This window comes from Leucobacter sp. GX0328, assembly GCF_053567315.1.
In genome coordinates, this window is record NZ_JBSGPC010000001.1 from 813,258 (window position 1) to 837,413 (window position 24,156).

General features: G+C 69.0%; 24 protein-coding genes. 7 read left to right on the forward strand and 17 right to left on the reverse strand.

Translation table 11 applies throughout. The annotated features are described in order from the left end of the window. Window positions 1-28: 28 nt before the first annotated feature. The 5 genes from ACUYTF_RS03610 to ACUYTF_RS03630 form a co-directional block, all read right to left on the reverse strand. Window positions 29-958: a metallophosphoesterase gene (locus ACUYTF_RS03610; protein WP_434143073.1), complete on the reverse strand. Its 930-nt coding sequence runs from the start codon at window positions 956-958 to the stop codon at window positions 29-31. 46 nt (window positions 959-1,004) lie between these two features. Continuing rightward, window positions 1,005-1,778, reverse strand: a complete 774-nt coding sequence (locus ACUYTF_RS03615; protein ID WP_434143072.1) for a tyrosine-protein phosphatase — start codon at window positions 1,776-1,778, stop codon at window positions 1,005-1,007. A gap of 8 nt (window positions 1,779-1,786) precedes the next feature. After that, window positions 1,787-3,145, reverse strand: coding sequence for an extracellular solute-binding protein (locus ACUYTF_RS03620; RefSeq protein WP_434143071.1), 1,359 nt, complete (start codon window positions 3,143-3,145; stop codon window positions 1,787-1,789). A gap of 48 nt (window positions 3,146-3,193) precedes the next feature. Continuing rightward, entirely contained in the window at window positions 3,194-4,354 is a 1,161-nt protein-coding gene (locus ACUYTF_RS03625; protein ID WP_434143070.1) for a sn-glycerol-3-phosphate ABC transporter ATP-binding protein UgpC, read from the reverse strand. A gap of 182 nt (window positions 4,355-4,536) precedes the next feature. Continuing rightward, the gene (locus ACUYTF_RS03630; protein ID WP_434143069.1) at window positions 4,537-5,412 is read right to left on the reverse strand and encodes an SIS domain-containing protein; all 876 of its coding nucleotides are present in this window, start codon (window positions 5,410-5,412) and stop codon (window positions 4,537-4,539) included. Window positions 5,413-5,535: 123 nt separating this feature from the next. On the opposite strand from ACUYTF_RS03630, the gene aspS reads away from it, so the two are divergent. The 5 genes from aspS to ACUYTF_RS03655 all read left to right on the forward strand — a co-directional run bounded on the left by aspS (window position 5,536) and on the right by ACUYTF_RS03655 (window position 11,301). Continuing rightward, window positions 5,536-6,864 carry an aspartate--tRNA(Asn) ligase gene (aspS, locus tag ACUYTF_RS03635; RefSeq protein ID WP_449279587.1) on the forward strand — a complete coding sequence of 443 codons (1,329 nt, stop codon included), beginning with the start codon at window positions 5,536-5,538 and terminating at the stop codon, window positions 6,862-6,864. 338 nt (window positions 6,865-7,202) lie between these two features. Continuing rightward, window positions 7,203-7,913: a SipW-dependent-type signal peptide-containing protein gene (locus tag ACUYTF_RS03640; protein WP_434143068.1), complete on the forward strand. Its 711-nt coding sequence runs from the start codon at window positions 7,203-7,205 to the stop codon at window positions 7,911-7,913. A gap of 36 nt (window positions 7,914-7,949) precedes the next feature. Next, complete coding sequence (locus ACUYTF_RS03645) at window positions 7,950-8,588, forward strand: signal peptidase I (protein WP_434143067.1); 639 nt, start codon at window positions 7,950-7,952, stop codon at window positions 8,586-8,588. After that, on the forward strand, window positions 8,585-9,349 hold the full coding sequence (locus ACUYTF_RS03650; RefSeq protein WP_434143066.1) for a hypothetical protein: 765 nt from the start codon (window positions 8,585-8,587) through the stop codon (window positions 9,347-9,349). The genes ACUYTF_RS03645 and ACUYTF_RS03650 overlap by 4 nt, the downstream gene beginning before the upstream one ends. Beyond that, entirely contained in the window at window positions 9,346-11,301 is a 1,956-nt protein-coding gene (locus ACUYTF_RS03655; RefSeq protein ID WP_434143065.1) for a choice-of-anchor G family protein, read from the forward strand. Before ACUYTF_RS03650 ends, ACUYTF_RS03655 begins: the two co-directional genes overlap by 4 nt. 9 nt (window positions 11,302-11,310) lie before the next feature. On the opposite strand, the gene ACUYTF_RS03660 is transcribed toward ACUYTF_RS03655, so the two are convergent. The 11 genes from ACUYTF_RS03660 to ACUYTF_RS03710 all read right to left on the reverse strand — a co-directional run bounded on the left by ACUYTF_RS03660 (window position 11,311) and on the right by ACUYTF_RS03710 (window position 22,023). Continuing rightward, window positions 11,311-13,008, reverse strand: a complete 1,698-nt coding sequence (locus ACUYTF_RS03660; RefSeq protein ID WP_449279346.1) for a DUF222 domain-containing protein — start codon at window positions 13,006-13,008, stop codon at window positions 11,311-11,313. 116 nt (window positions 13,009-13,124) lie between these two features. Then, entirely contained in the window at window positions 13,125-13,913 is a 789-nt protein-coding gene (locus tag ACUYTF_RS03665; RefSeq protein ID WP_434143206.1) for a TSUP family transporter, read from the reverse strand. A gap of 103 nt (window positions 13,914-14,016) precedes the next feature. Continuing rightward, window positions 14,017-14,970 carry an ABC transporter permease subunit gene (locus tag ACUYTF_RS03670; RefSeq protein ID WP_434143063.1) on the reverse strand — a complete coding sequence of 318 codons (954 nt, stop codon included), beginning with the start codon at window positions 14,968-14,970 and terminating at the stop codon, window positions 14,017-14,019. Then, the gene (locus tag ACUYTF_RS03675; RefSeq protein WP_434143062.1) at window positions 14,967-15,623 is read right to left on the reverse strand and encodes an ABC transporter permease subunit; all 657 of its coding nucleotides are present in this window, start codon (window positions 15,621-15,623) and stop codon (window positions 14,967-14,969) included. The genes ACUYTF_RS03670 and ACUYTF_RS03675 overlap by 4 nt, the downstream gene beginning before the upstream one ends. A 76-nt stretch (window positions 15,624-15,699) precedes the next feature. Beyond that, complete coding sequence (locus ACUYTF_RS03680; protein WP_434143061.1) at window positions 15,700-16,605, reverse strand: glutamate ABC transporter substrate-binding protein; 906 nt, start codon at window positions 16,603-16,605, stop codon at window positions 15,700-15,702. Window positions 16,606-16,658: 53 nt separating this feature from the next. Further along, on the reverse strand, window positions 16,659-17,405 hold the full coding sequence (locus ACUYTF_RS03685; RefSeq protein WP_434143060.1) for an ATP-binding cassette domain-containing protein: 747 nt from the start codon (window positions 17,403-17,405) through the stop codon (window positions 16,659-16,661). A gap of 232 nt (window positions 17,406-17,637) precedes the next feature. After that, on the reverse strand, window positions 17,638-18,639 hold the full coding sequence (locus ACUYTF_RS03690) for a TAXI family TRAP transporter solute-binding subunit (RefSeq protein WP_434143059.1): 1,002 nt from the start codon (window positions 18,637-18,639) through the stop codon (window positions 17,638-17,640). Further along, window positions 18,639-20,048, reverse strand: coding sequence for an ATP-binding protein (locus tag ACUYTF_RS03695; RefSeq protein WP_434143058.1), 1,410 nt, complete (start codon window positions 20,046-20,048; stop codon window positions 18,639-18,641). Before ACUYTF_RS03695 ends, ACUYTF_RS03690 begins: the two co-directional genes overlap by 1 nt. A 10-nt stretch (window positions 20,049-20,058) precedes the next feature. Beyond that, window positions 20,059-20,730: a response regulator gene (locus ACUYTF_RS03700; protein ID WP_434143057.1), complete on the reverse strand. Its 672-nt coding sequence runs from the start codon at window positions 20,728-20,730 to the stop codon at window positions 20,059-20,061. 28 nt (window positions 20,731-20,758) lie between these two features. Further along, the gene (locus tag ACUYTF_RS03705; RefSeq protein WP_434143056.1) at window positions 20,759-21,271 is read right to left on the reverse strand and encodes a YbaK/EbsC family protein; all 513 of its coding nucleotides are present in this window, start codon (window positions 21,269-21,271) and stop codon (window positions 20,759-20,761) included. A gap of 74 nt (window positions 21,272-21,345) precedes the next feature. After that, window positions 21,346-22,023 carry a methyltransferase domain-containing protein gene (locus ACUYTF_RS03710; protein WP_434143055.1) on the reverse strand — a complete coding sequence of 226 codons (678 nt, stop codon included), beginning with the start codon at window positions 22,021-22,023 and terminating at the stop codon, window positions 21,346-21,348. Between the two features lie 176 nt (window positions 22,024-22,199). On the opposite strand from ACUYTF_RS03710, the gene ACUYTF_RS03715 reads away from it, so the two are divergent. Continuing rightward, window positions 22,200-22,598, forward strand: coding sequence for a GNAT family N-acetyltransferase (locus ACUYTF_RS03715; protein ID WP_434143054.1), 399 nt, complete (start codon window positions 22,200-22,202; stop codon window positions 22,596-22,598). Window positions 22,599-22,708: 110 nt separating this feature from the next. Here ACUYTF_RS03715 and ACUYTF_RS03720 read toward each other — a convergent pair whose 3' ends face one another. After that, window positions 22,709-23,212 carry a VOC family protein gene (locus tag ACUYTF_RS03720; protein ID WP_434143053.1) on the reverse strand — a complete coding sequence of 168 codons (504 nt, stop codon included), beginning with the start codon at window positions 23,210-23,212 and terminating at the stop codon, window positions 22,709-22,711. Window positions 23,213-23,313: 101 nt separating this feature from the next. Between ACUYTF_RS03720 and ACUYTF_RS03725 the strand changes: the two genes are divergently transcribed. Then, window positions 23,314-24,156, forward strand: a complete 843-nt coding sequence (locus ACUYTF_RS03725; RefSeq protein ID WP_434143052.1) for a helix-turn-helix domain-containing protein — start codon at window positions 23,314-23,316, stop codon at window positions 24,154-24,156.

Below are 24,156 nucleotides of genomic sequence, written 5' to 3' on the forward strand. Positions count from 1 at the left end.
CCCCGCCCGCACGGATCGGGCGGGCCGCTCAGGCGAGCGCGGGCTCGGGCTCCGCGGCGGGATCCGCGTTCAGGCTCTTCGCCATCTCTTCGTTCGCCTCCGCGATCGAGAGCGAGGTCCACGAGGCCAGCTGCTCGGCCGTCGCCTCGTACACCGTCGAGAACTCGCCGATCGGCACGACCGTGTGCATGACGCGGTCGCCGTAAAAGTGCACGAGGTTGAAGCCCTGCGCGCCGTCCTGGCCGCGCATGGCGCCCGGTTCGACGTTCAGATCCTGCGTGTAGCAGGTGGCCGAGGCTACCGAGACGGGCACGCCGCCGATCTCGCTGAAGGTGTTGAAGTGCAGGTGCCCGCCGAGCACGGCGCGCACGTCGGTGCCGCGGATGGCCTCGGCGAAGCGCGCCTGATCCTGCAGCTCGACGAATGCGATCGGTTCGATGAGCGAGGGCACCGGCGGGTGGTGCAGCGCGATGACCGAGCCGCCGGGGGCGGGGGTCGCGAGCACGTCGGCGAGCCAGGCGTACTGCTCGTCGGTGATCTCGCCGTGGTGCTGACCGGGCACGGTCGAGTCGAGGGCGATGATGCGCAGGCCGTTCACGTCGTACACCATGTCGACGCTCTCTTCGCCGGCGTCGGAGTCGAGCAGAGCCTTGCGGAACGGCGTGCGGGTGTCGTGGTTGCCCATGACCCAGATCACCTGGGCGCCGATCTTCTCGGCGGCGGGCTCGACGATGGCGCGCAGGCGCTCGTAGGCGTCGGCGTCGCCCGTGTCGGCGAGGTCGCCGGTGAAGACGATCGCCTCGGGGCGGGCCTGGCTGCGTGCGAAGTCCTCGAACAGGCGGGCGAGGTTCGCGTCGCTGTCGATCGAGCCGTGCAGCTTCTCGGCGCCGCCGACGAAGTGGGTGTCGCTGATGTGCAGGATGAAGTGCTCGACCGGAGGATGCTGGGTGTTGGTCATTTCTGTGCCTCTCTTCTTGTTCGTGCTGTGCGATGGGAATCAGGGATCAGCCGACGAGCCGGGCGTGCAGCCGCTCGAGGGCGGCGGGGTCGAAGCCGTGGCCGAGCAGCATGGGCTCCACGCCGCCGTACTGCTCGTCGATCACGTCGAGCGCGGAGCCCAGCGCCTCGGCCGGGCTCGCGCTGACGAGCTCGCGCACGGCCTCGTTGATCGGGCCGGGCATGCGCTCCGAGAACGACGCGATCATGCGGTCGGCCCACTCGCCGGCGAGGTTGTCGGCACTCGCGGCGTAATCGGCGACCACCTGCTCGCGGGGCACGCCGACGGCGGCGAGCGCCGTGGCGACGACCATGCCGGTGCGATCCTTGCCCGCGGTGCAGTGCACGAGCACGCCGCCGGCCGGGGCGTCGGCGATCAGCCGCACGGCGCCGACGAGCGCGGTGACGCGATCGGTGGCGATAGCGCGGTAGATCTCTTCGAGCGAGGGCACCGTCCGGGTCGTCGGCATCGCCGCACCCGCGAAGATCGGGTGGTGCACGGTCTCGATGGCGCTGCCGCGGGTGGGCTCGTCGCTCGCGAAGACGCTCGGGGAGGTGCGCACCTCGGTCTCGTCGCGCAGGTCGATGACCCGCACGATGCCCTGTTCGGCGAACTGCGCGATGCCGCGGGCGCCGAGGCGGTGCAGCGCGTCCGAGCGCAGGAGGCTGTTCGGCCGGATCGTTCCGCCCGCGGCCGGGTAGCCCGCGGTGCTGCGGAAGTTGTAGGTGCCCTCGATGCAGATCGCGGGGCCGGCGGCGTAGGTGTCGACGATGGTGCTCATTGCGACCCCTAGCCGATCAGCGCCTGGGCGCGGTCGGCGGCATCGGTCATGGTCGCCTCTGCGGGCTTGCCGAAGTACACGACCTCCTCGATGGCGGTGGCGAGCAGGTCGTCGACCTGCACGTAGCTGTTGCCGGGGTACGAGACCCAGGGCTGCATGCGGTCGAGCTGGGCGAGGTTCGGCTCGATGAGCGGGTTCTGCTGAGCCCAGTCGTGGAGCGCGCCGCCCTCTTCGACGAGCCCGGTGCGCAGCGGCAGGTATCCGATCTGGCTCGAGATGAGCTCGTAGGCGCGGTCGCTGGTGAGGAACTTGATGAGCTCCCATCCGGCGCGCTGCTTGGCCGGGTCGTCGCTGAGCACGAAGAGCGCGGAGCCGGAGTTCGTCGGCACGGCTTCCTGTCCGTCGAACGCGGGCATCGCGGCGGCTTCGAGGGTCCAGCCGCCCGCGTCGGCGGCCTGCATGAACATGCCCTGCAGGGCCGAGGTGGTGAGGATCATGGCGGTGTCGCCCTTCGCGATGCCCTCCATCTGCGCGGCCGAATCGGCGCTGCGCAGCACGCCCGCTTCGGTCATCTCGGCGAAGCGCTCGACGGTCTCGACCGCCTCGGGCGAGCCGAAGCCGATCGTCGTGCGATCCTCCGAGAGCACCTCGGCGCCGTTCGACTTGAACAGGCCCTGCATGCACCAGTGACCGCCCTTGACGGTGCAGTTGATGTCGAGCGACGGCTTGCCGGTGTGCGCCGAGACCTGCGCCGCAACCTTCTCGACCTGGTCCCAGGTGCTGAGGTCAGGGGTGCCCTCGACGCCGGCGGCTTGCAGCATGTCGGCGTTGGTGAAGAGCACCGGGGTCGAGAAGACGTAGGGCATGCCGTAGGTCTTGCCGTCCCAGTCGGCGAGCACCTTCGCGTTCGGGTGCATCGGATTCTCGCCGCCGAAGTGCGCCTCGAGCTCCTCCGCCTCCACGATGTCCGAGAGCGGCTTCGCGCCGAGCTGGGTCGCCGTGTACTCGAGCGCGTCGAAGGTGAGCTGGGCGACGTCGGGCGCCTTGCCGGCGAGCAGCTGCGTCTGCACGCTGCCGACGTAGTTGCCGGAGGCCGCGGCTGCGCCCTGCGTCGGCTGCGCCTTCACGGTGATGTTCGGGTTGGCCTCTTCGAACTCCGAGATCAGCTGGTTCACGGTGTCGGTCCAGACACCGGCCTGCGTGAGGTTGTAGCTCTCGAAGACGATCTCGACCTGCTCATCTGCACCGAGCTTCGGCACGACGGCGGCGGCCGAATCGGTGGCGGCCGAGCCCGACGAGCAGGCGGCGAGGGCGACGCTCGCGATGATGGCGCAGGCGCCGGAGGCGAGTGTGCGTCGAAGTCGCATGTGGGTGGGTCCTTTCAGGAGGGTGATGCGGCTGGACTGATGGGGGGGCTAGTGTGCGGGCAGGGCGACGTGCGCGGCGGCAGTGCTCGCGGTATCGGCGGCTGCAGGGATCGCCGTGCGCTCGGGCTGCCACTCGAGGCGGCGGCCGCTGTCGCGGTCGAAGAGGTGCACGCGCGCCGTCGGGGCGGTCAGCACGACGAGCTCGCCGACCTCCCAGCGCTCGTCGCGATCGCAGGCGGCGGTGACACGGTCGTCGCCGATGCGGCAGTGCACGAGCTGTTCGCGGCCGAGGTTCTCGATGAGCTCGACGGTGCCGCGCAGCGCGATCCCTGCAGTCGGCACCGCTTCGGCCGAGCCGCCCGCGAAGATCGCGAGGTGCTCGGGACGCACGCCGACGACGATGTCGCGCTCGGGGGTCGCGCCCTGCCAGAGCATTGCCTCGGTGCCCGGGGCGAAGACCGAGATGTGGCCGTCGGTCGTGGTGAGGGTGGCGTCGAGCAGGTTCATCGCGGGAGAGCCCAGGAACCCGGCGGCGAACACCGAGCTCGGGGTGTCGTAGAGCTCTTCGGGAGTGCCGTACTGCTCGACGCGGCCCCGGTTCAGCAGGGCGATCTTCGTCGCCATCGTCATCGCCTCGACCTGATCGTGGGTGACGTAGACGAACGTCGCGCCGAGCTTCCGATGCAGCGCCGCGAGTTCGCGGCGGGTAGCGGTGCGCAGCTTCGCGTCGAGGTTCGAGAGCGGCTCGTCCATGAGAAAGGCCTTCGGCTCGCGCACGAGAGCGCGGGCCAGGGCGACGCGCTGGCGCTGACCGCCCGAGAGCTCCTTCGGCTTGCGGTCGAGCAGGTGCCCGATCTCGACGGCGTCGGCGGCCTCGCGCACCCGGCGGGCGATCTCCGCCTTCGGGGTGCGTCGCACCTTGAGCGGGAATGCGAGATTCTTCTCGACCGACAGGTGCGGGTAGAGGGCGTAGCTCTGGAACACCATGGCGAGGTCGCGCTTGCGCGCCGGCAGCGCCGTGATGTCATCGCCGTCGATCTCGATGCTGCCGCCCGTGGGTTCGAGCAGGCCGGCGATCATGCGCAGGAGCGTGGTCTTGCCGCAGCCCGAGGGGCCGAGCAGCACGAGGAACTCGCCGTCCGCGATGTCGAGGCTGACGCGATCGGTCGCGGTGAAGTCACCGAACTCTCGCGAGATCTGATTGAGCACGAGCCGAGCCACCGGCCACCTCCAGGGAATCGAATTTCATGAACTGCGGAATGCAGGAAACGCTTGATTCCAGATTGGAGGCCGAGGGTGAACGGTTCGGGAGGGGCAGGCGAACGGGAGCCGCCGTTCGCCTGAATTCCGTCGCGCGAAGATGAACGAGCGGAACGGCGGGTGAACGCGCCTCAGTCTTCGGCGGGCACGACCATCGTCTTCGCCTCGGCGATCGAGGCCCGCTGCGCAGTGATCGTGTCGGGGAGCCCGCCGAGCGACGCCGCGTGCAGCGCCGAGAGCAGCAGCATCTGCACGATGTTGCCGGCCACATGGCTGCTGTTCCAGTTGTGGAAGCCGGCCCCGGCGACGAGCGCATGGTCTGCGACCTGCGCGAGCTCCGAGCCGCCGTAGCTCGTCACCCCGATCACGGTGGCGCCCGCCTCGGCCGAGAGCTGCGCCGAGCGCAGCGTGAAATGGTTCATGCCGCTGTCGCTCACCGCGAGGCAGACGTCGCCCGGCTTCAGCAGCTTGGCGGCGATGTGCTGGGCGACGATGTCGACCGGGGCTTCGCAGACCCGGCCGCTCGTGAGGAAGTGCAGGGCGACCGACTGCGCGGGGGCGAGCGAGGCGCCGTTGCCGACGACGAGCAGGCGACCGCAGTCGCGGATGCTGAGCGCGGCCGCGTCGAAGGCCGAGAAGTCGAGCGCGCCGAGGGCGCCGTGGATGCCGTCGATGGCGCTCGAGAACACCTGCTCCACGGGATGACCGGTGTCGACCGCCGCCTCGCCGCCCGGCGCGAGCGACGCCGGGGGCGACGCCTGATCCCTGATGAGCAGCTCCTTGAGACGCTGGAAGCCGCCGAACCCCATGCGCTGGCAGGCCCGCACGACCGTCGCGGGCGACACGTCGGCTCGGCCCGCGAGGTCGGCGACCGACATGCGCGCGACCGCCACGGGGTCGTCGATGCAGGCCTCTGCGACACGGCGCTCGCTCGGCACGAGCGACGGCAGGTGCGACTGGATCAGGGCGCGCGTACCGCCGAGCGGCGGCGAGGCGTCGGAGTTCATACCCTCTGTGCTAACACATCCGGGTGTCCGACAGGTGTCCGGCGCCTTCGCGCGATCCTCATGGCCCGCGCGATCGGCGCACGGGTTTCGTCACGTAGACTGTCTCGGGTGACTGAGCGTGTATTGATCAAGGACCTGGCCGCCCGCGAAGACGGCCTCGTACGAGTTTCCGGTTGGGTCGAGAAGGTGCGCGACCAGCGGTACGTGCAGTTCGTCGTGCTGCGCGACGAGAGCGGTGCGGTGCAGCTGGTGAACGGCGGCGTGTTGCGCGAGCCCGACCCCGAGAACCCGCGCTCCGACATCCTCGTGCCCCGCACGCACACCATCTCCGAGCTCACCCACGGCACCTTCGTGACCGTGACGGGCGAGCTGCAGCACAACGAGCGCGTGAAGCTCGGCGGCGTCGAGATCCAGATCGAGACCATCGAGGTCGTCGCGAAGGCGCTGCCCGACAACCCGGTCGCCGACGACTCGAACATCGACGTACGCCTCGACTGGCGCTTCCTCGATCTGCGCCGCCCCGAGCAGAACCTCGTCTTCCGCGCGCAGACGGCCTTCCTGCACGCGCTGCGCCAGGTGTGGGTCGACCGCGGCTTCATCGAGATCCAGACTCCGAAGCTCATGGCGTCGGCGTCGGAGTCGCGCGCCGAGCTCTTCGAGGTCGAGTACTTCGAGGGCCAGGCGTTCCTCGCGCAGAGCCCGCAGTTCTTCAAGCAGATGGCGCAGGCGGCAGGCTTCGGCGGCATCTTCGAGGTCGGGCCCGCGTTCCGCGCCGATCCCTCGTTCACCTCGCGCCACGCGACCGAGTTCACCTCGGTCGATACCGAGCTGAGCTGGATCGACTCGCACGAGGACGTGATGGAGCTGCACGAGGAGCTCATTGTCGCCGGCCTCACCGCGGTCAAGAAGAAGCACGGCGCCGAGATCGAGCAGCTCTTCGGCATCGAGATCAAGGTCCCCGCCCGCCCGTTCCCGCGTATCCCGCTGGCCGAGGCCAAGGAGATCGTGAAGGAGCGCGGCTACGAGGTGCCCCGCGCCGACGCCGACATGGACCCGGAGGGCGAGCGCCAGATCGCCGCCTACGTCGAGGAGAAGTACGGCAGCGAGTTCGTCTTCCTCACCGACTACGCGTCGTCGATCCGCCCGTTCTACCACATGCGCCACGAGGATGACGCGTCGCTGACCAACAGCTACGACCTCATCTACCGCGGCACCGAGATCTCGACGGGCGCGCAGCGCGAACACCGCATCGAGGTGCTCGAGGCGCAGGCGCTCGACAAGGGCATGGACCCGAAGGAGCTCGCGTTCTACCTCGACTTCTTCCGTTACGGCGTGCCCCCGCACGGCGGCTTCGGCATGGGTCTGAACCGCGTGCTCATGCTCATGCTGCATCAGCCGTCGATCCGCGAGACGACCTACCTCTTCCGCGGCCCGAACCGCCTGATGCCGTAACCGCGGTTTCATCTCCAGGGATCAGCCCCGGCGCATCTTCGGAAGCGTCGGGGCTGTCCCGTTCCTCCCTCCTCCGCACGTCCCGGTGCCATCCGATGAGCCGCACTACTGAGACGCACAAGGTCCACTACTGCGACGCATTGCAGACTCCACAACAACGCTCAGATTTCGAAATTGTGGGACGGTGTCCAAGCTGATATCGTTCTCTTCACCAAGCCCGAAAACCGCACTGCGGCGGAGGGTTCGGCGGCAGGGGGCCGTTCGATACTCCTACTTCGACAAATGGGGTCGAAGAGTCGATGGATCCCCTCGCTTTACCCCGGGGAAGGGTCAAACGCATGTCCACATCATCTTCATCACGTTCGTCACGCAGAAATCGCAAGATCGCGGCGGTCGCGGCGGGCCTGCTCGTCGTCGGAGTCGGCGCCACCTACACGCTCGCGTCGTGGAACGACTCCGAGTGGGTCTGGGGCGGCGCGGACGGTGATCCAGGGATCGGCACCAGCACATTCGAGGTGCAGCAGAACACCGACCCGGCGCTCGCCGCGGGGGCCTGGACCGACGAGGAGACCCCGGCAGGTGGCGAACTCCAGTTCACCGTCAACCCGACGGCCATGGTGCCCGATTCGCCGATATACGCCCCGGTGTCGCTCCGCACGGTCGCTGGTTCGATCGCCGGAGACGTCACACTCCAGGGCGCTACTCCGAATCCCGACTTCACTAGCGGCACTGCACCTACCAGCCCAGAGCTTTGGGCTGCGATGCGGGTCAGCGTGTACACGTCGAGCGCGCCCACCGCACCGAACTGCACCCCCGCCGCATTCGACACCTCTGGCTGGGGCACTGCGATCACCGACCTCTCGAACGTGAACCTCAACACCATTGCTGGCGCGTCGCAGAACCTGCCGGCCGGCGCCACCAGCACCGACCCCGGCGCCGCACAGCACTACTGCTTCGTGCTGACACTGCCCGGCAGCACCGCGAACATCGATGATCTGCAGGGCAAGACCATCGCGCCGATGTGGAAGTTCGAGTCAGTCTCGAACTAGCCCGCCGCGTAACCCCCGCACGACGGCCTCGCGCTCATGTTCCGCCGGGTAGCCGGAGCCGCCGTCACGACGCTCGTCGTCGTGGCGGCGCTCGGGCTTGTCTGCTGGTTCGTGTTCCAGGCCGTCGCGGGAGCGTCGCTCATCACGTTCCGCACCGGTTCGATGAGCCCGACCATGCCGCAGGGCGCGGTCGCGGTCACGGTGCCGGTGCAGGCCGACGAGATCGAAGTCGGCGACGTGGTGACGGTGCAACGAGCGGGCGAGTCGATGCCGGTCACGCACCGCGTCATCGAGGTCGGTCCGGTGCAGGAGCGCGCGGCGAACGAGGCCGACATCCGTGCGGCGGCACCGGGGTCGGGGCCGCCCGATCTCACGAGTGCGACGGCCCGGCAGCTCGCGCTGCAGGGCGATGACAACGATCAGCCCGACCACCTGCCCTATGCGCTCACCGATGCGCGGAAGGTCGTGTTCGCGATTCCCGGTCTCGGGGACGCGCTCATGATGCTGCAGACGCCGATCGCGATGGGCGCGCTGATCCTGTTCGTCGGAGCGTACGTCGTCTGGGCGTTCTGGCCGAAGCCCCGCGACCCCGATGACGACAGCGATACTGACGCCGGAACCGGCTCGGGTGCCGACGCGCACCACCCCGAGCATGCCGAGGAGGTGCTCCGATGACCCGACGCCCCGCGTTCGCTCCTGCGCTGCTCGCGATCGTCTTCGCAGCCGTCACTTGCCTCGGGGTCGGGCTCACGGCGGTGCGCGCATCGGCGGTGTTCCAACCGATCGCCGAGACGGGCGAGACGGGATACCTGTCGCTCGCCGTGGATTCGGCGACGCCGCTCGAGGCGAGGCTCGGGCCGGGCGACTCGATGCGCTGGCTGGTGCGGGCTGCGCTCGAGGATGCGGAATCGAGCACGCTCGCGATCGAGCTGCGCGCGAACGGCGAGCTCGTGGAGGCGGCGGGCATGACGGCCGCGGTCGAGACGTGCTCGGGCGCTTTCGATCTCTCGGCGGCGCCGGGAGATGCGCCCGCGTGCCAGGGATCCCCGACCACCGTTCTGCCGACCACACCGCTCGCAGCGGTGTCGCAGTCGGCCGACCGATACGATCTCGCGCAACTGCGGCGGGGCGAGCCGAGGCAGCTGCTGGTGACGCTCGCGATTCCGGCCGCGACTCCCGGTGATGCCCTCGACGGGCTCACCGCGCGCGTGGGCCTCGGCGTGCACGCGGCCGGCGATGACGGCGGCGATGGCGGCACCGTCGTGCCGGTGCAGCCGACACCTGTGCCTCCGAAGCATCTCGCGGTGACCGGCGCCGATGCTCTCGCGCTCGGAGTGCTCGCCACGGGCCTCGCCGGGCTCGGTCTCGCGGCAGCCCTGCGGGGCAGGTCGCGCACCCGTCTCCACGCGGGTTCTACGGCAGGGGAAGCACGATGAGCCTCCGCGATCTGCTGCGCAGACTGACTTCGCGCCCCGCGCACGCTCGTCCGTTCGTGCCGACCGACCGTCTCTGGAAGCGCGGCGTCGGCGCGGCGGCCGCGGCCGTGCTCGTATCGACGGCGCTCGTCGCTCAGGGCGGAGTCACGACCTCCGCCAGTTGGAACGACGCCGAGTGGGTGCACGCGCCGACGGTCGGCACTCTCGATTGCACCCAGCCCGACGGCGCCTTCACAACACGCGGCGAGGGGCGCGCACTCAGCGGTTCACTGCTCGGCATCGACTTGGATCAGGTCGCAGAAGCGAGCGGAGTGCTCGTCACCAACGATGGCACCCGCGATCGACACACTCCCGACCCGGGTGCGAATCCAGCGCCTCTAGCCCCTGCCTGGGGCAACCCGCTGAATGTCGGCCTACTCGGCCAGGCGATCAACCTCGACCTCGGCGATGGCATGCTGCAGCTGCCCCTCGACAACCAGACCGGCGTGCTCGGTCAGTATGCGCAGGCGACAGCCGGTGGTGTCGCCCAGGGCGCCGCCGGGTTCATCGATTCGAGCGGCGGCATCGCGACCGCTCCAGGCAGCGGGTATCCGGAGCTCGCCACCGTGAATCTCAAGCAGCTGATCTCACAGGTCGATCCGACGGTCGCCGCAACGCTCGCCAATGTCACCGATCTTTCTCTCGAGGTAGGAGCTGTGACGGGCCGCGCGGCACTCGATGGCTGCGATGCGGCCTGGAATGGAGTGTCATCGCTACGCACGGAGCTGGTCAATGGGGTCGAAACCCAGGTCGGCAATTTGTCGCGCGAGTACCTGGCGACGAGCGCCGACCTCGTGATCGAAACGCCGGCTGTGGGCAGTCTGACTCAGAAGCTCGATGGCGTGGTGCAGAACTTGGAGACGACAGTCAACGGGCTCGCTTCGAACCAATCGGTTCTGGACGGGCTATTGACTTCAGTCACGGGGCTCCTGTCCACACTCGTCAGCGGCGTCTTGAGCACGAACAGCGTTGCGCTCACTCTCACAGCAACCGTCGACACGGCTGCGCTTCGAAATGCCATTCACCGGGCCGAGCCTCTTACCGACAGCCATGGGGTAGTCAGTGTAGACCTCTCGCAGGGCACGATCCGAGTGAACACTGTCGCGCTACTACAGGAGGCCTATCCGGGAGCCTATGGCAATGGTCTCAACGGATTGCCTCCGAACTCGAACCTGCTTGCCGACGAGCAGGTGCTGACCACGCTCACTAATACCGTTACGGATGTTCTGGGAGATTGGCTTCACGATATTGAAGGGCTCCTTGCCAGCGCCATCGACGCCATTCAGCTCAACGTATTAGTCACCGCCAAGCTTCGCGTGACCGTTCTAGGCGTGGGGGTAGCCAATATCGGCACTGTTCAAGCCGTCGTTTCGGGTCCGCTCAACGGCCTCACAACTCAAGTGAGTACGACCGTCGACCTCACGCTGCTCAACGTTCTTGATCCGCTCGGCTTGCTTGGACTGAAAGCCACCGTCAACGGCCTCCTCAATGCACTCACCTCCGGTCTCATCGGAAATCTGGGGCCGACAGTCAAGAACGCTCTCGAAACCGTACTCGGGCCCCTGCGAGCGCTTCCCACTGATGTGCGCGAAGCAGTCGTATTGGTCGTAACAACAGCATCAGGACTGTACACAAACCTTTTGCTCCCTGCGGGCCCCTCACTCAAACCTGTCATTTCTGTTGTGCTCAACGCCCAGAACGACCCGTTCTCGGGCGGCGATGAACCTGAAGATTGGGAGACCACATCAGTGGCCGGTCTGCCGGACGGCCGCTACGACGTGGCCGCGCTCCGTATCGGTGTACTCGAGGGGCTTGCGAACGGCGCCATCCTCTATCTCGGTCGGGGTTCGGTCGGCCCGGGATGCGCGGTCGCAACGGCGACGCAGCCGGGCAGCCCCTGCGCGGGGTACTAGAGATAGAGCTCAGCCGGCTTTGCGTTCCGGAAGTTCGCGATCTGGAAGTTCCGGAGCCGCTCGGTCTGGCTGCCGTCGGTCTCGGGACCGGTGGCTCGGAGCCCTGAGCGGCGAGCCGGTGCGGTACCAGCGCCGGGAGCTGTCGACCCAGTTCGGGGCCCGCACTTCGGGGAGGCCGTCGTTCATGCGGATCGACCAGCCCGAGGATTCGAGACCGCGGTGATGGTGCCAGCAGAGCAGCACCCCGTTGTCGGTGTGCGTCAGGCCGCCCTTCGCGTGCTCCGTGACGTGGTGGATCTCGCACCAGGTCGCCGGGACCCGGCAGCCGGGGATGATGCAGCCGCCATCGCGCAGAGCGATCGCCCGGCGCTGGTGCGCGTTGAACACCCGCTGCGCCGAGCCGAGCTCGATGATGCGGCCGAGCTCGTCGCGCACCATGCGCTGCACCGCTCCGGTGCAGGCCGCGCGGCGCACCGAGTGCATGGGCACCGGGGCGAGCACGCCGTCGTGCCCCTGCACCCAGCCGACCCCGCGGCGCTGCTCGACATCCCGCTGCTCCACCTGGATCATCACGGTGACCGGAGCTCCGCCGAGATCGGGCACACCGGGCGACTGCATCGCGATCTCGAGCACGGCCGCGAACGCATCGTGGCGCTTCTGATCGGCCGTACGCCGATCGACCTCGGCGGGCAGGGCCCCGGTGTCGGCGTAAAGATCATTGCCGGCCTCGGCCTCGGAATCCTCGACGAGTTCGAAGCGCACACCGCTGTGCTTCTGAAAATCTTGCGCCTGAAGACCTCGGGCCTGAAGTTCTCGCGCATCGGCACCGGGTTCACCGGAATCGGCCCCAGACTCCTGCCGCGCGACCCGGCGCAGCGCCGACGGCGCATTCATCGCATCGAGCAGGCGGCCGAGCGCGGCGCCGGCCTCGGGCAGCAGCGCTCCCGAGACGCGCACGAGCCCGTCGCGTCCCAGACCGAGGCGGAGGCCGCGCCGATGCTCGGGCACCGTCTCGTTCGGTTCGGGCCCGTCTTGGTCGAGAAACGCCTTCCATACCTGGCACATGGTGCGCATGCCGTCGTCGTGCTCGGGAAGCTTGCCGTCGCTGCCGGTCGCGGCGGCGACCAGCTCCCGCTCCGCGACTTCGAGCGTCTCGGAGGCCGCTACCGCTTCGGACTGCTCGAGCGTGCGCGTGATCATCGCCGCGCACTCGAACGAGATCTCGCCGGCGGCGAAGGCCTCGGCGACGTGGGGCACCCGCGGCGCGAGCGCTCCCCCGCTCATGGCCGGCCGCGGCAGCACGCTCGCCGCCAGACGCAGGCGGCGCGAGATCTCGCGCGCCGGAGCCCGGGTGACGCGCTGCAGCAGCTCGACCGTTCCCGTGCAGCCGTAGCGGTGCGCCAGCGCCGGCTCGCCGAGCGGCCGGTCGCTGTCGTCGTCGACCCGACCTGCGAGCGCGACCTGCGCCGACTCGACCAGGCGCGACATCCGCTCGACCATCGCGGCGGCGGCGAGCGCCTCCGACCCCGAGAGCGCCGCACCCGGCAGTGAACCGGACACTGCCCCGGGTACCGCGCCGGAACCTCGCAGCAGCTCCTCGAACTGCCGCGCCAGCTCCTCGATCTCGCCCGCGAGTGCGCCGCTGAGCGGTTCCGGTGCGTCGAGCCGAGAGTCGATTCCGGAGCGAGCTTCGATGCTGGCGTCCATGCTTCTATTCTCTCACGAATGAGAGCAATAGTCGAACATATGTTCGAGTAAAAACTGTGGAATCATGCGAATTTCCGGGCCTGTGGAGGAAGGTGCCCGGGCCGACGAAGCGCCCGCTACGCGGCGAAGAATTCGACCCAGATGTCGAAGCCGAGCTTCACGATGAGCACGCCGACGACGACGAGGAACAGGGCCCTGATGAAGCCGGTGCCCCTGGCGATCGCCATGCGGGCCCCGACGAGGCTTCCGAGGAAGTTCGCGATGCCCATCACGAGCCCGAACGGCCACAGCACCGCGCCGAGCGGAATGAAGAACAGCAGCGCGCCCAGGTTCGTCGCGAAGTTCACGATCTTCGTCTTCGCGCTCGCCTGCAGGAAGTCGTAGCCGATCATGCCGACCAGCGAGATGATGAGGAAGGTGCCGGTGCCGGGCCCCAGCAGTCCGTCGTAGAAGCCGATAGCGAGCCCGATCGTCATCGCGATCAGCAGGTGCCGGGACCCGTGGTACCTGAGCTTCGTCACGGCGCCCATCGAGGGCTTGAACAAGGTGATGAGCGCGACGACGACGAGCGCCGCCACGATGATCGGCTTGAACACCTGCGCCGGCAGGAAGGCCGCGAGCGAGGCACCGCCGAACGACCCGGCGAGCGCGACCGCGGCCATCGGCAGCGTCGTGCGCAGGCTCGGCCGCACTCTGCGGTAGAAGGTGTAGCTGCTCGACGTCGTGCCGAAGATCGATGCGAGCTTGTTCGTCGCGAGCGCCTGCACCGGCGAGATGCCGGGCACGAGCAGCAGAGCGGGGAGCTGCAGCAGCCCACCGCCTCCGACGACGGCGTCGATCCACCCCGCTGCGAATGCCGCGAGGCAGAGGATCGCCAGTGTGCCCCACCCGAGCCCCTCGGGCATCTCGAAGAATGCCAGGGCGTCGGCGGTGCGCGCGGCGGCGAGCGGTACGACGGTCACGGGCGGGCGCTCATTCGCCCCGCCCGCAACCCCGTTTCAGCGGGCTTCACTGCTCATCGTCGAGATGTTGCGTGCTGATGATCTCGGTGACGGTCTCGCCCTCGCGCATCCGTGGATCCGCAGTGACGGCAGCGACCGCAGCACCGCCGACGAGCACCGCGCCCGCACCCGCAGTCGCCTGCGCCTTCACCTTCGGCGACCGGCTCATGCGGACCTCGAGCCACTTCGCGAGGCCCGAGAGGATGAGGCACATGGCGATGTAGATGCCGCCGATGACGAACGCGGCCGGCAGCAGCGGGCGCTCGAACTGCACATTGCTCGACAGCTGCTTCGCCAGGTGCAGCAGTTCGGGGTAGGTGATGATGAACCCGAGCGCCGTGTCCTTCATCGTGACGACCAACTGCGCGACGATCACCGGCAGCATCGCCCGCACAGCCTGCGGCAGCAGGATGAACCACATGACGCCGCTCTTGCGCAGCCCGATCGCATACCCGGCCTCTTTCTGGCCCTTGGGCAGCGATTCGATGCCGGCGCGCAGGGCCTCGGCGAGCACCGAGCCGTTGTAGATGATCAGGGCGATGGAGACCGCCCAGTACGGGGCGAGTTTGATGCCGATCGACGGCAGACCGAAGTAGAGCAGCATCATCATCACGAGCACGGGCACCGCTCGGAAGATCTCGGTGACCACGGTGAAGGGCACCCGCACGGCCCGGTGGTCAGAGAGACGGCCGAGGGCGAGCAGGAAGCCGAGCACGATGCTGCCGACCGCCGCCGAGGCGAATGCGGCGAGCGTCATCCCGAGCGCGAGCGCGATCTGCTCCCAGATCACGCTGTAGCTGAACAGGCCCCACTTCTTCGGCGAGAACTGGCCGGTGACCGTGAAGCGGTAGACGAGGAAGCCGAGAACGGCGACGACGACGAGCACCGTGAGCACCGCGAGCAGGCGGTTGCGCGCGATGGCCCGGGGACCGGGAACGTCGTACAGGACTGAGGTGCTCATCGCGCGATCCTCCATTTGTTCTCGAGGCGGTTCTGGCCCCAGCTGAGCAGCAGCACCAGTACGACGAACACCGCCGCGACCCAGAGCAGAACCTCCATCGGGCTGCCCGGCCGGCCGTGCGAGTCGTTGATGGTGGCGCGCATGGCGGCCAGCTCCGCGATGGAGAAGCCTGCGGCGACCGTCGTGTTCTTGAGCAGCGCGATGAACACGCTCATCATCGGCGGCACCACCGAGCGGAACGCCTGGGGCAGCACCACGAGCGTCATGACCTGCCCGAAGGGGAGGCCGATCGCTCGAGCGGCCTCGGCCTGCCCGACCGGCACGGTGTTGATGCCGGCGCGCAGCACCTCCGCGACGTAGGTCGCGGTGTAGATGCCGATCGCCAGCGTGCCGAGCACGAACGGGCTGAGGTCGGGGAGCCCGAGCTTCGGGTATCCGAACACGAAGAAGAAGAAGACCAGCGTGAGCGGCGTATTGCGTACGAGATTCACGTACAGCGTGCCGACCGCGCGCGCGATGGGCACGGGCGACACGCGCATCGCCCCGACGATGATGCCGAGCACGAGCGCGAGCAGCCCGCCGAACACGAACACGAGGAGCGTGTTCTTGATCGCGCTGCCCCAGAGGTCGAGGTTTCCGAAGATGACGTCCATGCGTCTTCCTCTCTATTGGACGGATGGTCAGGAGCCGGGGTGCGAGGCGGGAGCCCCTGCCTCGCACCCGCGGCCGCTAGTACGCGTCGACCTTCGGCTGGTCGACCTTGATGCCCGAGTCGCCGAGGTTCTTGTCGAAGATCGCCTGCCAGGTGTCGCCACCGTTGGTGAAGAGATCGTTGATGTGAGCGCGGAGCACGTCATCGCCCTGGGTGAGGCCGACGCCGTACTTCTCTTCGGTGAGCAGCGGGCCGCTCGTCACCTCGAGATTGTCGGGGTCCTGGGCCGCGTAGCCGATGAGGATCGCCTGGTCGGTGGTGACCGCGTCGACCTGATCGCTCAGCAGCGCATCGACGCAGGCCGAGTAGAGGTCGAACTCCTGCGTCTTGATCTCGGGGAAGTTCTCCTTGATGTTCTGGATCGGCGTCGAGCCGGTCGCCGAGCAGACGGTCTTGCCGTTCAGCTCGTCGAGCGACTGGTAATCGGTGTCGCCCTTGCGGATGAGCAGGCCCTGCCCGGTGATGAAGTACGGACCGGCGAAGTCGATCTGCTCCTTGCGCTTGTCGTTGATCGAGTAGGTGCCGACGTAGTAGTCGACGTCGCCGTTCACGATCGCGGATTCGCGGTTCGCCGAGGCGATGGCCTTGAACTCGATCTTGTCCTCGTCGAAGCCGAGCGAGGCCGCGATCCAGCGGGAGATGTCGACGTCGAAGCCGGTGCGCTCCTGCGTCACGTTGTCGAGGTAGCCGAGACCGGGCTGATCCTCCTTGACGCCGATGACGACCTTGTCGTCCTTCTGCATCTTGTCGAAGGTCGGGCTGCCGTCGAGCTTGACGTCGGTCGCCACCTCCCAGAGCGCCGCGTCACCGGTGCCGGTGTCGCCGCCTTCGGGTGCGCCCGGAGTGCCGCTGTTGCAGCCGGTGAGCGCGAGTGCTGCGGCCGCGATGAGGCCGACCGAGGCGAATGCTTTCTTGAATCGCATGGTGCGTTCCCTTCGGTTGAACGGGACGGCTCGGGTGCGAGCCGTCCCGTGGGTTAATTGACGATGAGCTTGGAGAGGAAATCCTTCGCGCGGTCGGACTGCGGGTTCGTGAAGAACTCACTCGGCGCGGCCTGTTCGACGATCTGACCGTCGGCCATGAATACGACGCGGTCGGCGGCCTTGCGGGCGAAGCCCATCTCGTGGGTGACGACGATCATCGTCATGCCCTCGTTCGCGAGCTCGACCATGACGTCGAGCACCTCGTTGATCATCTCGGGGTCGAGCGCCGAGGTCGGCTCGTCGAAGAGCATGACTTTCGGGTGCATGGCGAGTGCCCGGGCGATGGCGACGCGCTGCTGCTGGCCGCCCGAGAGCTGCGCCGGGAACTTCTGCGCCTGCTTCTCGACGCCGACGCGGGCGAGCAGCTCCATCGCCTCCTTCTCGGCTTCGGCCTTGCTCAGGCCGCGCACCTTGATCGGGCCGAGGGTGACGTTCTTGAGGATGGAGAGGTGGGCGAACAGGTTGAACGACTGGAACACCATGCCGACCTCGGCGCGGAGATCTGCGAGCCCCTTGCCCTCTGCCGGCAGCTCCTTGCCGTCGATGCGGATCGAACCGCTCGTGATGGTCTCGAGACGGTTGATCGAGCGGCACAGCGTCGACTTGCCCGAGCCCGACGGGCCGATGACGATGACGACCTCGCCCTTGTCCACGGTGAGGTTGACGTCGGTGAGCGCCTGGAATTCGCCGTAGTGCTTCTGCACGTTCTCGACGACGACGAGTGGTTCGCCTGTAGTCATCTCTGTCTCCACATCTGCCTTGCGCCCTCGCGGGCGGCACGCGCTTCACAAAAGAAAAGCCCTGTCCGGGTTCGGATCAGGGCGAGTGAATCGCGGGGCGGTGAAGCCCGTGGCTCATCGGTTCACCCTTGAACCGTCCTTCCCGAGTGTAGGCATGCTCGATGGGCCGAACTCAAGCCTTGAGCGATTCTTGAGGGTCACAGAACGGCAACGAATCTCCGCCGGCCGGTTCTCAGCGACGCGATGCGACGTAGAACTCGGCCGCCCCGGGGTGCAATTCGATCGGGCTGGTGAAGATGGCCTGGCGTCGGTCGAGGAACCCCGCGGAGGTGACCTGCTGCGCGATGCTCGCCCGGGATTCGAAGAGCACCCGCAGCACATCGTGCACCAGCGGATCGGGCGCGCTCGCGTTCGTGATGAGGTAGTTGGGCACGGTCATCGTGATCACCGACCCTTCGGTGGCATAGATGCCGACGGGGAACTCGGCAGTGCGGTACACGCCCTTGTGGCCCTCGTTCACCTGTTCGACGACATCCGCTCCGATCGGCACGAGCCTGAGCGGCACGGTCTCCCTGAGGCGCTCGATGCCCGGCGTCGGCAGGCCGCCCACCCAGAAGAACGCTTCGATGCTCCCGTCGCCCATGGCGGCGAGCGAATCGTCGAGCCCGAGCGCCGCGTTCGTGAGCGAAGAGGGATCGACGCCCGCCGCCTCGAGCACCCGGCCGGCGATGACCTGCACGCCCGAACCCTCCGCGCCGAGCGACACTCGGTGGCCGACGAGGTCGCCGAGCGAGTCGATATCCGATTCCTCGGGCACGACGATGTGCACGTACTCGTCGTAGACCCGGGCGACGGAGCGGATCGGGAGCGCGATGCCGAAGCTGCCCTGCCCGACGACCGCGTCGACGGTCGTGTCGCCCTGGGCGAAGCCGAAGTCCGCCTCGCCCGAGCCGACGCGCTGGAGGTTCTCGACCGATCCCCGGGTCTCGGCGACCGCGATGTTCAGCCCGAGCTCGCGCTCCGCCGCGCTGGCGAGGTGCGCACCGTAGTTGTAGTAGACCCCCGAGGGGTCGCCGCCCGCGATCTCGACGGGGGCGGCGCTCGCGTCGCCCCCGGGCGCGCACGCGGGCAGCAGCACGAGCGCGATGCCGCAGAGCACGGCCATCGCCCGCCTGCGCAGTCGCCGCGTCGCGCCGAGCCGCACCTGGCCCGGGGTCGCCGGAGCGCCGCGCATCAGAGCCCTCCACCGGGCAGCCGCAGCTCGACCTCGAGCCCACCGCCATCGGCCGCGGCGACCCGCACGTGCCCGCCGAGCGACGCGAGCAGGTCGGTCGCGATCGCGAGCCCGAGTCCCGAGCCGGGCACGTTCTGGTCGCGCGGGCTGCGCCAGAACCGGCCCGCCGCCCGTTCGATCTCGTCGGGGTCGAGCCCGGGCCCGTGGTCGCGCACCGAGATCGCGCAGCCCGTGCCGTACTCGCCGCCACTGTCACCGCCTGCGCTCGCCCCGTCTTGCCGTACGTCGACCTCGATCGCCGTGCCCGCGGGCGCGAACTTCACCGCATTGTCGAGCACCGCGTCGAGCGCGCTCTCGACTGCCGTGCGATCGGTGACGCTCCAGACCCCCGCATCGCCCGACACCCCAATGCCGACGCCCTTCCGCTCGGCGACGGCCCGCCAGGCATCCGCCCGATCGCGCGCGAGCCCGCCGAGGTCGACGGGGGCGAACGGCGAATCCTTCTGCATCGCCTTCGCCATGAAAAGCAGAGTGTCGAGCAGCCGCGACATGCGCCGCCCCTCTTCCCGCGTCTCCTCGATCTCATCGGCCCACGATGCGTCGAGGCCGGTCGCGAGCGATTCGACGCGCAGCGTGAGCGCGCCGAGCGGGTTGCGCAGCTCGTGCGAGGCGTTCATGACGAATTCCTGCTGCCGGGAGACGACGCGTTCGATCTCGTCGGCCATCTGGTTGAAGACGCGGATCATCCGCTGCATCTCGGGCGGCCCGGTGTCGTCGTCGATGCGGGCCTCCATATCGCCCTGTTCGATCGCGGCCATCGCATGGTCGACGCGGAGCATCGGGTGCAGTACCCAGTTCGCGAGCCGCGACACGACGACCCCGAGCAGCAGGATGATGATGATCGAAGCGGCGAGCAGCAGCACCCACTGCGTGAGGGTCTGCGTGCGCGCGGCGTCGGTGCTCGCCGAGATGAGCACCGCGCCGATGACGACGCCGTCGTCGAAGATCGGCTCGGCCATCGGCGCGACGGCCGGCGACCACGGCCACACGGCGGGCGGCCTTTCGCTGCGCCGGCCGGAGAGCGCGAGAGCGAGCTGCTCGCCGCCCGCGTCGTCGATGACCGGCGCCTGCTCGGCGCCCGACGCCCACGGCGCCCCCGCGCGGTCGACGACGACGGCCTGCGCCCCGTAGAGCGAGCTGTAGCGTGCGAGCTCGCCCTCGATCGCGGTGGGGTTCTCGGCGCGCAGCGCCTGCCGCGCCTCGGTCGCGAAGTAGCTGAGGTCGCCCAGCTGCTGAGTGGCGAACTCCTGCTGGATCGTGCGCCCCGCGCTCCACGCGTAGGCGCCGCCGAGCGCGAGGAGGATGCAGATGAGCGGGGCGAGGAACACTCCGAAGAGCCGCGTGCGCATGGCTGCCCGGCTATCCGAGCTGCAGACGGTAGCCGACGCCGCGCGCGTTCGCGATGAACCCCTCGCGCGCGACCTTGCGGCGGATCGACCCGAGGTGCACCTCGAGCGAACGTTTGAAGCCGCTCCAGTCGGTGCCCCAGACCTCGCGGATGATGCGGTCGCTCGGCACCACGACGCCGGGGTAGCGGGCGAGCACGGCGACGATGTCGAACTCCTTCGGCGTGAGCGGCGCTTCGACGCCGTCGACGACGACGACGCGGCTCGCGAAGTCGATCTGCACGCCGTCGGCATCGAGGCTCTGGCTCGGCACGGCGTCGTTCGAGAGCGTGCGCGCGCGACGGGTGACCGCTTCGAGGCGCGCGACGAGCTCGCGCACGTCGAAGGGCTTCACCACGAAGTCGTCGGCGCCCGCATGCAGCCCCTTGATGCGCTCCTCGACCTGCGATCGAGCGGTCGCGATGATGATCGGCACGCTCGAGACGCCGCGGATGCGCCGGCACACGTCGAGGCCGTCCATGTCGGGCAGCCCGAGGTCGAGCAGCACGGCCTCAGTCTCGGCGTTCAGCGCCGCGAGCGCCGCAGCGCCCTCGGCGACGCGCACGGTCGCGTACCCGGCCTTCTCGAGGAAGCCGGCGAGGGCTCCGGCGACGCGGTCGTCGTCTTCGACGATGAGGATATCCACGGTCGATCGCTTCCTGCTCCGCCACCGGCTACGCCGCGGCCGTTTGGGGCTCTCCGGGCTCTTCGCCCCACCCCGTCGTGACCCTGACCCAGCCCTCGGCCCCGCTGAGCCCGGCGAACGCTTCGACGGAGATCTCCACCGCCGAGGCGGCGGTGCCGGCGGCCGGGTACACGGTGCCGAAGCGGCGCAGAGACTCGTCGAGGAAGACGCGGGCCTCGGTGGGGTTCGCGAAGGGGCAGACGCCGCCCACGGGGTGCCCCGTGAGCTCGAGCACGTCGTCGGCGCGCAGCATACGCGGCTTCCCGCCGAAGCGGCGCTTGAACATGCCGCCGTTCACCCGCGCATCGCCGGCGGCGACCACCAGCACCGCCCGTTCGGGCGCTTCGGGGTCGTAGAAGCCGAGCGTCTTCGCGATGCGGGCGGGGGCGGTGCCGACCTTCTCGGCGGCCAGCTCGACGGTGGCGCTCGATTCGGTGAATTCGAGGATCTCGCCCGACCAGCCCTGCTCCGCCAGCTGCTCACGCACGCGCGCGACTCCCATACTCTGCTCCTTCGCCGGTTCCGGTTACCTTCTCGGATGCTCCACCCTAACGCGACGCGGCGCCCCGGTCCCGGTTACGCCTTGCGGCGGACGACGACCACCGTGTCTTCCAGCTCCGTCCGATCGCCGCTCGGCGCGATCGCGGTGCGCACCCGCACCTCGGCGAGCTCGATCTCCCACGACTCCGCACCGAGGGCGAGCATCGCGAGCTCGCTCTCGGGGCTCGGGAACTCCCCCGGATGGTCGGGCGCCCAGCCCGGGGCCGCGGCGTGCGAGATGACCAGTAGGCGACCGCCCACCGGGAGACGCGTCGTCGCCGCGCGCAGTATCCGACTTCGGTCGAGGGCGACCGGCGACTGGAAGAACGAGGCCGTCACCAGGTCGAACGGCCCGTGCGCCTGCTCTGCGGCCGTACCATCGGCCCACGCGCCGAGATCCGCTGCGAAGAATCTCGCGGTGCCGATCCCCCGCACCTGCGCGGCCTCGCGCGCCCGTGCGATGGCCGTCTCCGAAAGATCGATGCCGGCTGCGGACCACCCCTGTTCCGCGAGCCACAGCACATCGCCGCCCTCCCCGCAGCCGAGGTCCAGGGATCGGCCGGGCTCCCACTCCCCCGCGATGTCCGCCAGGGAGCGGTTCACGCGCCCCGACCAGACCGGTTCCGCTCCGGAGTAACGATCCTCCCAGAAGGCGCGCGGGTCGCGATGCTCGGCATGCTGCGGGGATGCGCGATGCTCGTGGTGATCTGCCATGCCTTCATGATGCTCGTGCGGGCGAGCGGAGTGCAAGGGGCCGCGGAATGATCGGGCGGGCCGCGCTGTTGCGGTGGAGGACGGTGCGATAGATTCGCAGAGCGGCACCGGTGCCGGCGGACCGGTGAGATCCACAGCGCAGCGCGCACCGACATCCACGAGAGGCGGGAGCCACCATGACCCAGGATCAGGCAGCGCAGGATCGAACAGCGCAGGAGCGCTTCGTCGTCGAGCACCGCGAGTCGGAGTCGCGCTTCGTGCTGCTCGACCGCGGCGAGCACCCGGGAGCCGAGGGCACGGCCGCGAAGGAGATCGGCGAGGAGAGCTACGCGGTCACCGGCTTCGGGGAGAAGCCGCACCGCATCCTGTACCACACCTTCGTCGACCCGAGCTATAGCGGCCAGGGCCTCGCGTCGGTGCTCGTGCGCGAGGCCGTCGACCGTTCGATCGCCGACGGCTTCGACATCGTGCCGGTCTGCCCCTACGTCGTGAAGTGGGTCGCGAAGCACGACGACGAGTACGCCGGAAATATCGTCAAGCCGACGTCGAAGCACCTCGCCGCGATCGAGGGCTGAGCGGGCCGTATAGGCCCCGTACGAGCGGATAGCGGGTTCACCGTGCTTCGATTATCCGCTCGCGATTCGCCACTACGGTCGCGGGGAATCCCCGCCGGACGGCCCAGGGATCACGGCTGGAAGGTCCGTGACCATTCCCGGACGCGGGCGACGCTCTCCTCTTCGGACAGATCTTCCACGCGCGTCATGATCGACCAGCGCACGCCGAAGGGGTCGCGGATGCTCGCGAAGCGGTCTCCCGACACGAAGTGCGCCGCAGGCTCGCGCACCGTCGCCCCTGCGGCGACCGCGCGCTCGACCACGGCATCCACGTCGGGCGTGTAGAGCGCCAGCGAGTAGCAGTCGTCGTCGCCCTCCGGCGCCGGCACCAGGTGGTACTCGGGCATGGGCTCGCCGAGCTGCAGGTGCCCGGTGCCGAAGTCGAGTTCGGCGTGGGCGACGACCCCGCCGAACTCGGTCACATCGACGACGCGCGCGCCGAAGACGTCGCGGTAGAACTCGACGGCCTCGCCGGCCCGGGCGACCGCGAGGAACGGGGTCAGACTCGTCGAACCGCGCGGCATGCCGTTCGTGGTGTGGGCGCCGTTCGCGGCGCGTGTCTCGTTCGTATCCATGCTCAGAGCATAGGATCGGCTGCGACCTGCAGGCTTGCAGATTCGCGCCAGATCGACGAGCCGGCGGGTGGCCTGACCGTACGGCGCGACCGGAGGAACCGATGAACGATAGCCGGCGCGGCGTGCTCTACCCGGATCGCCTGCCCGAGTTCCACCGCCTGCCCGCAGGCCCCGAGATCGCTCACGCCGTGCGGTGGTTCTGGATCCCGGAATGGCGCCTCGACGAGGGCGAAGCATCGCGTCAGGAGCTCCTCGCCTTTCCCGCCTGCAACCTCGTCGCCTCGCCCGATGCAGTGATCGTCTCGGGCCCGACCACGAGACGCTCCGAACGCGTGCTCACGGGCACGGGCTGGGCCGTCGGCGCGCTGCTGCGCCCGGCAGCGGTACCGGCGCTGCAGATCGATCCGACCGGGATCCGCGACGCCGAACGGCCCCTCCGCGAGCCCGCGCTGCTGGCCGAGATCGTCCGCGCCATGACGGTCGGTGGGACCGCGGGCGTCACCGGCGGTTCCGGCTTCGCCGATCCCGACGACGCACGGCGCACGGCCGCCGCATCCGCGCTCGGGGATTGGATCGCCGCGCGGGTTCCCGTGCCGGAGGCGCACGCCGAGGCGGGGCTCGCGAACCGACTGGCCGACGCTCTCGCCGACTCGGCGATCCGCCGCGCCGATCAGCTTCCCGACCGCCTCCACGCCTCGCTCCGCACGCTGCAGCGCATCGCCGCGCGGTACTTCGGGCTCTCGCTGCACTCGATGATCCGCAGGCGTCGGCTGCAGGAGGGTGCCGAACGTCTGCGCGACGACCCCGGTCTCACCATCGCCGCGCTCGCGAGCGAGCTCGGCTACGCCGACCACGCGCACTTCACCACCGACTTCCGCGCTCAGCTCGGCTTCGCGCCGAGCGTCTACCGTGCGAAAGCCGAGCCCGGGGCGCCCGCCGACTGA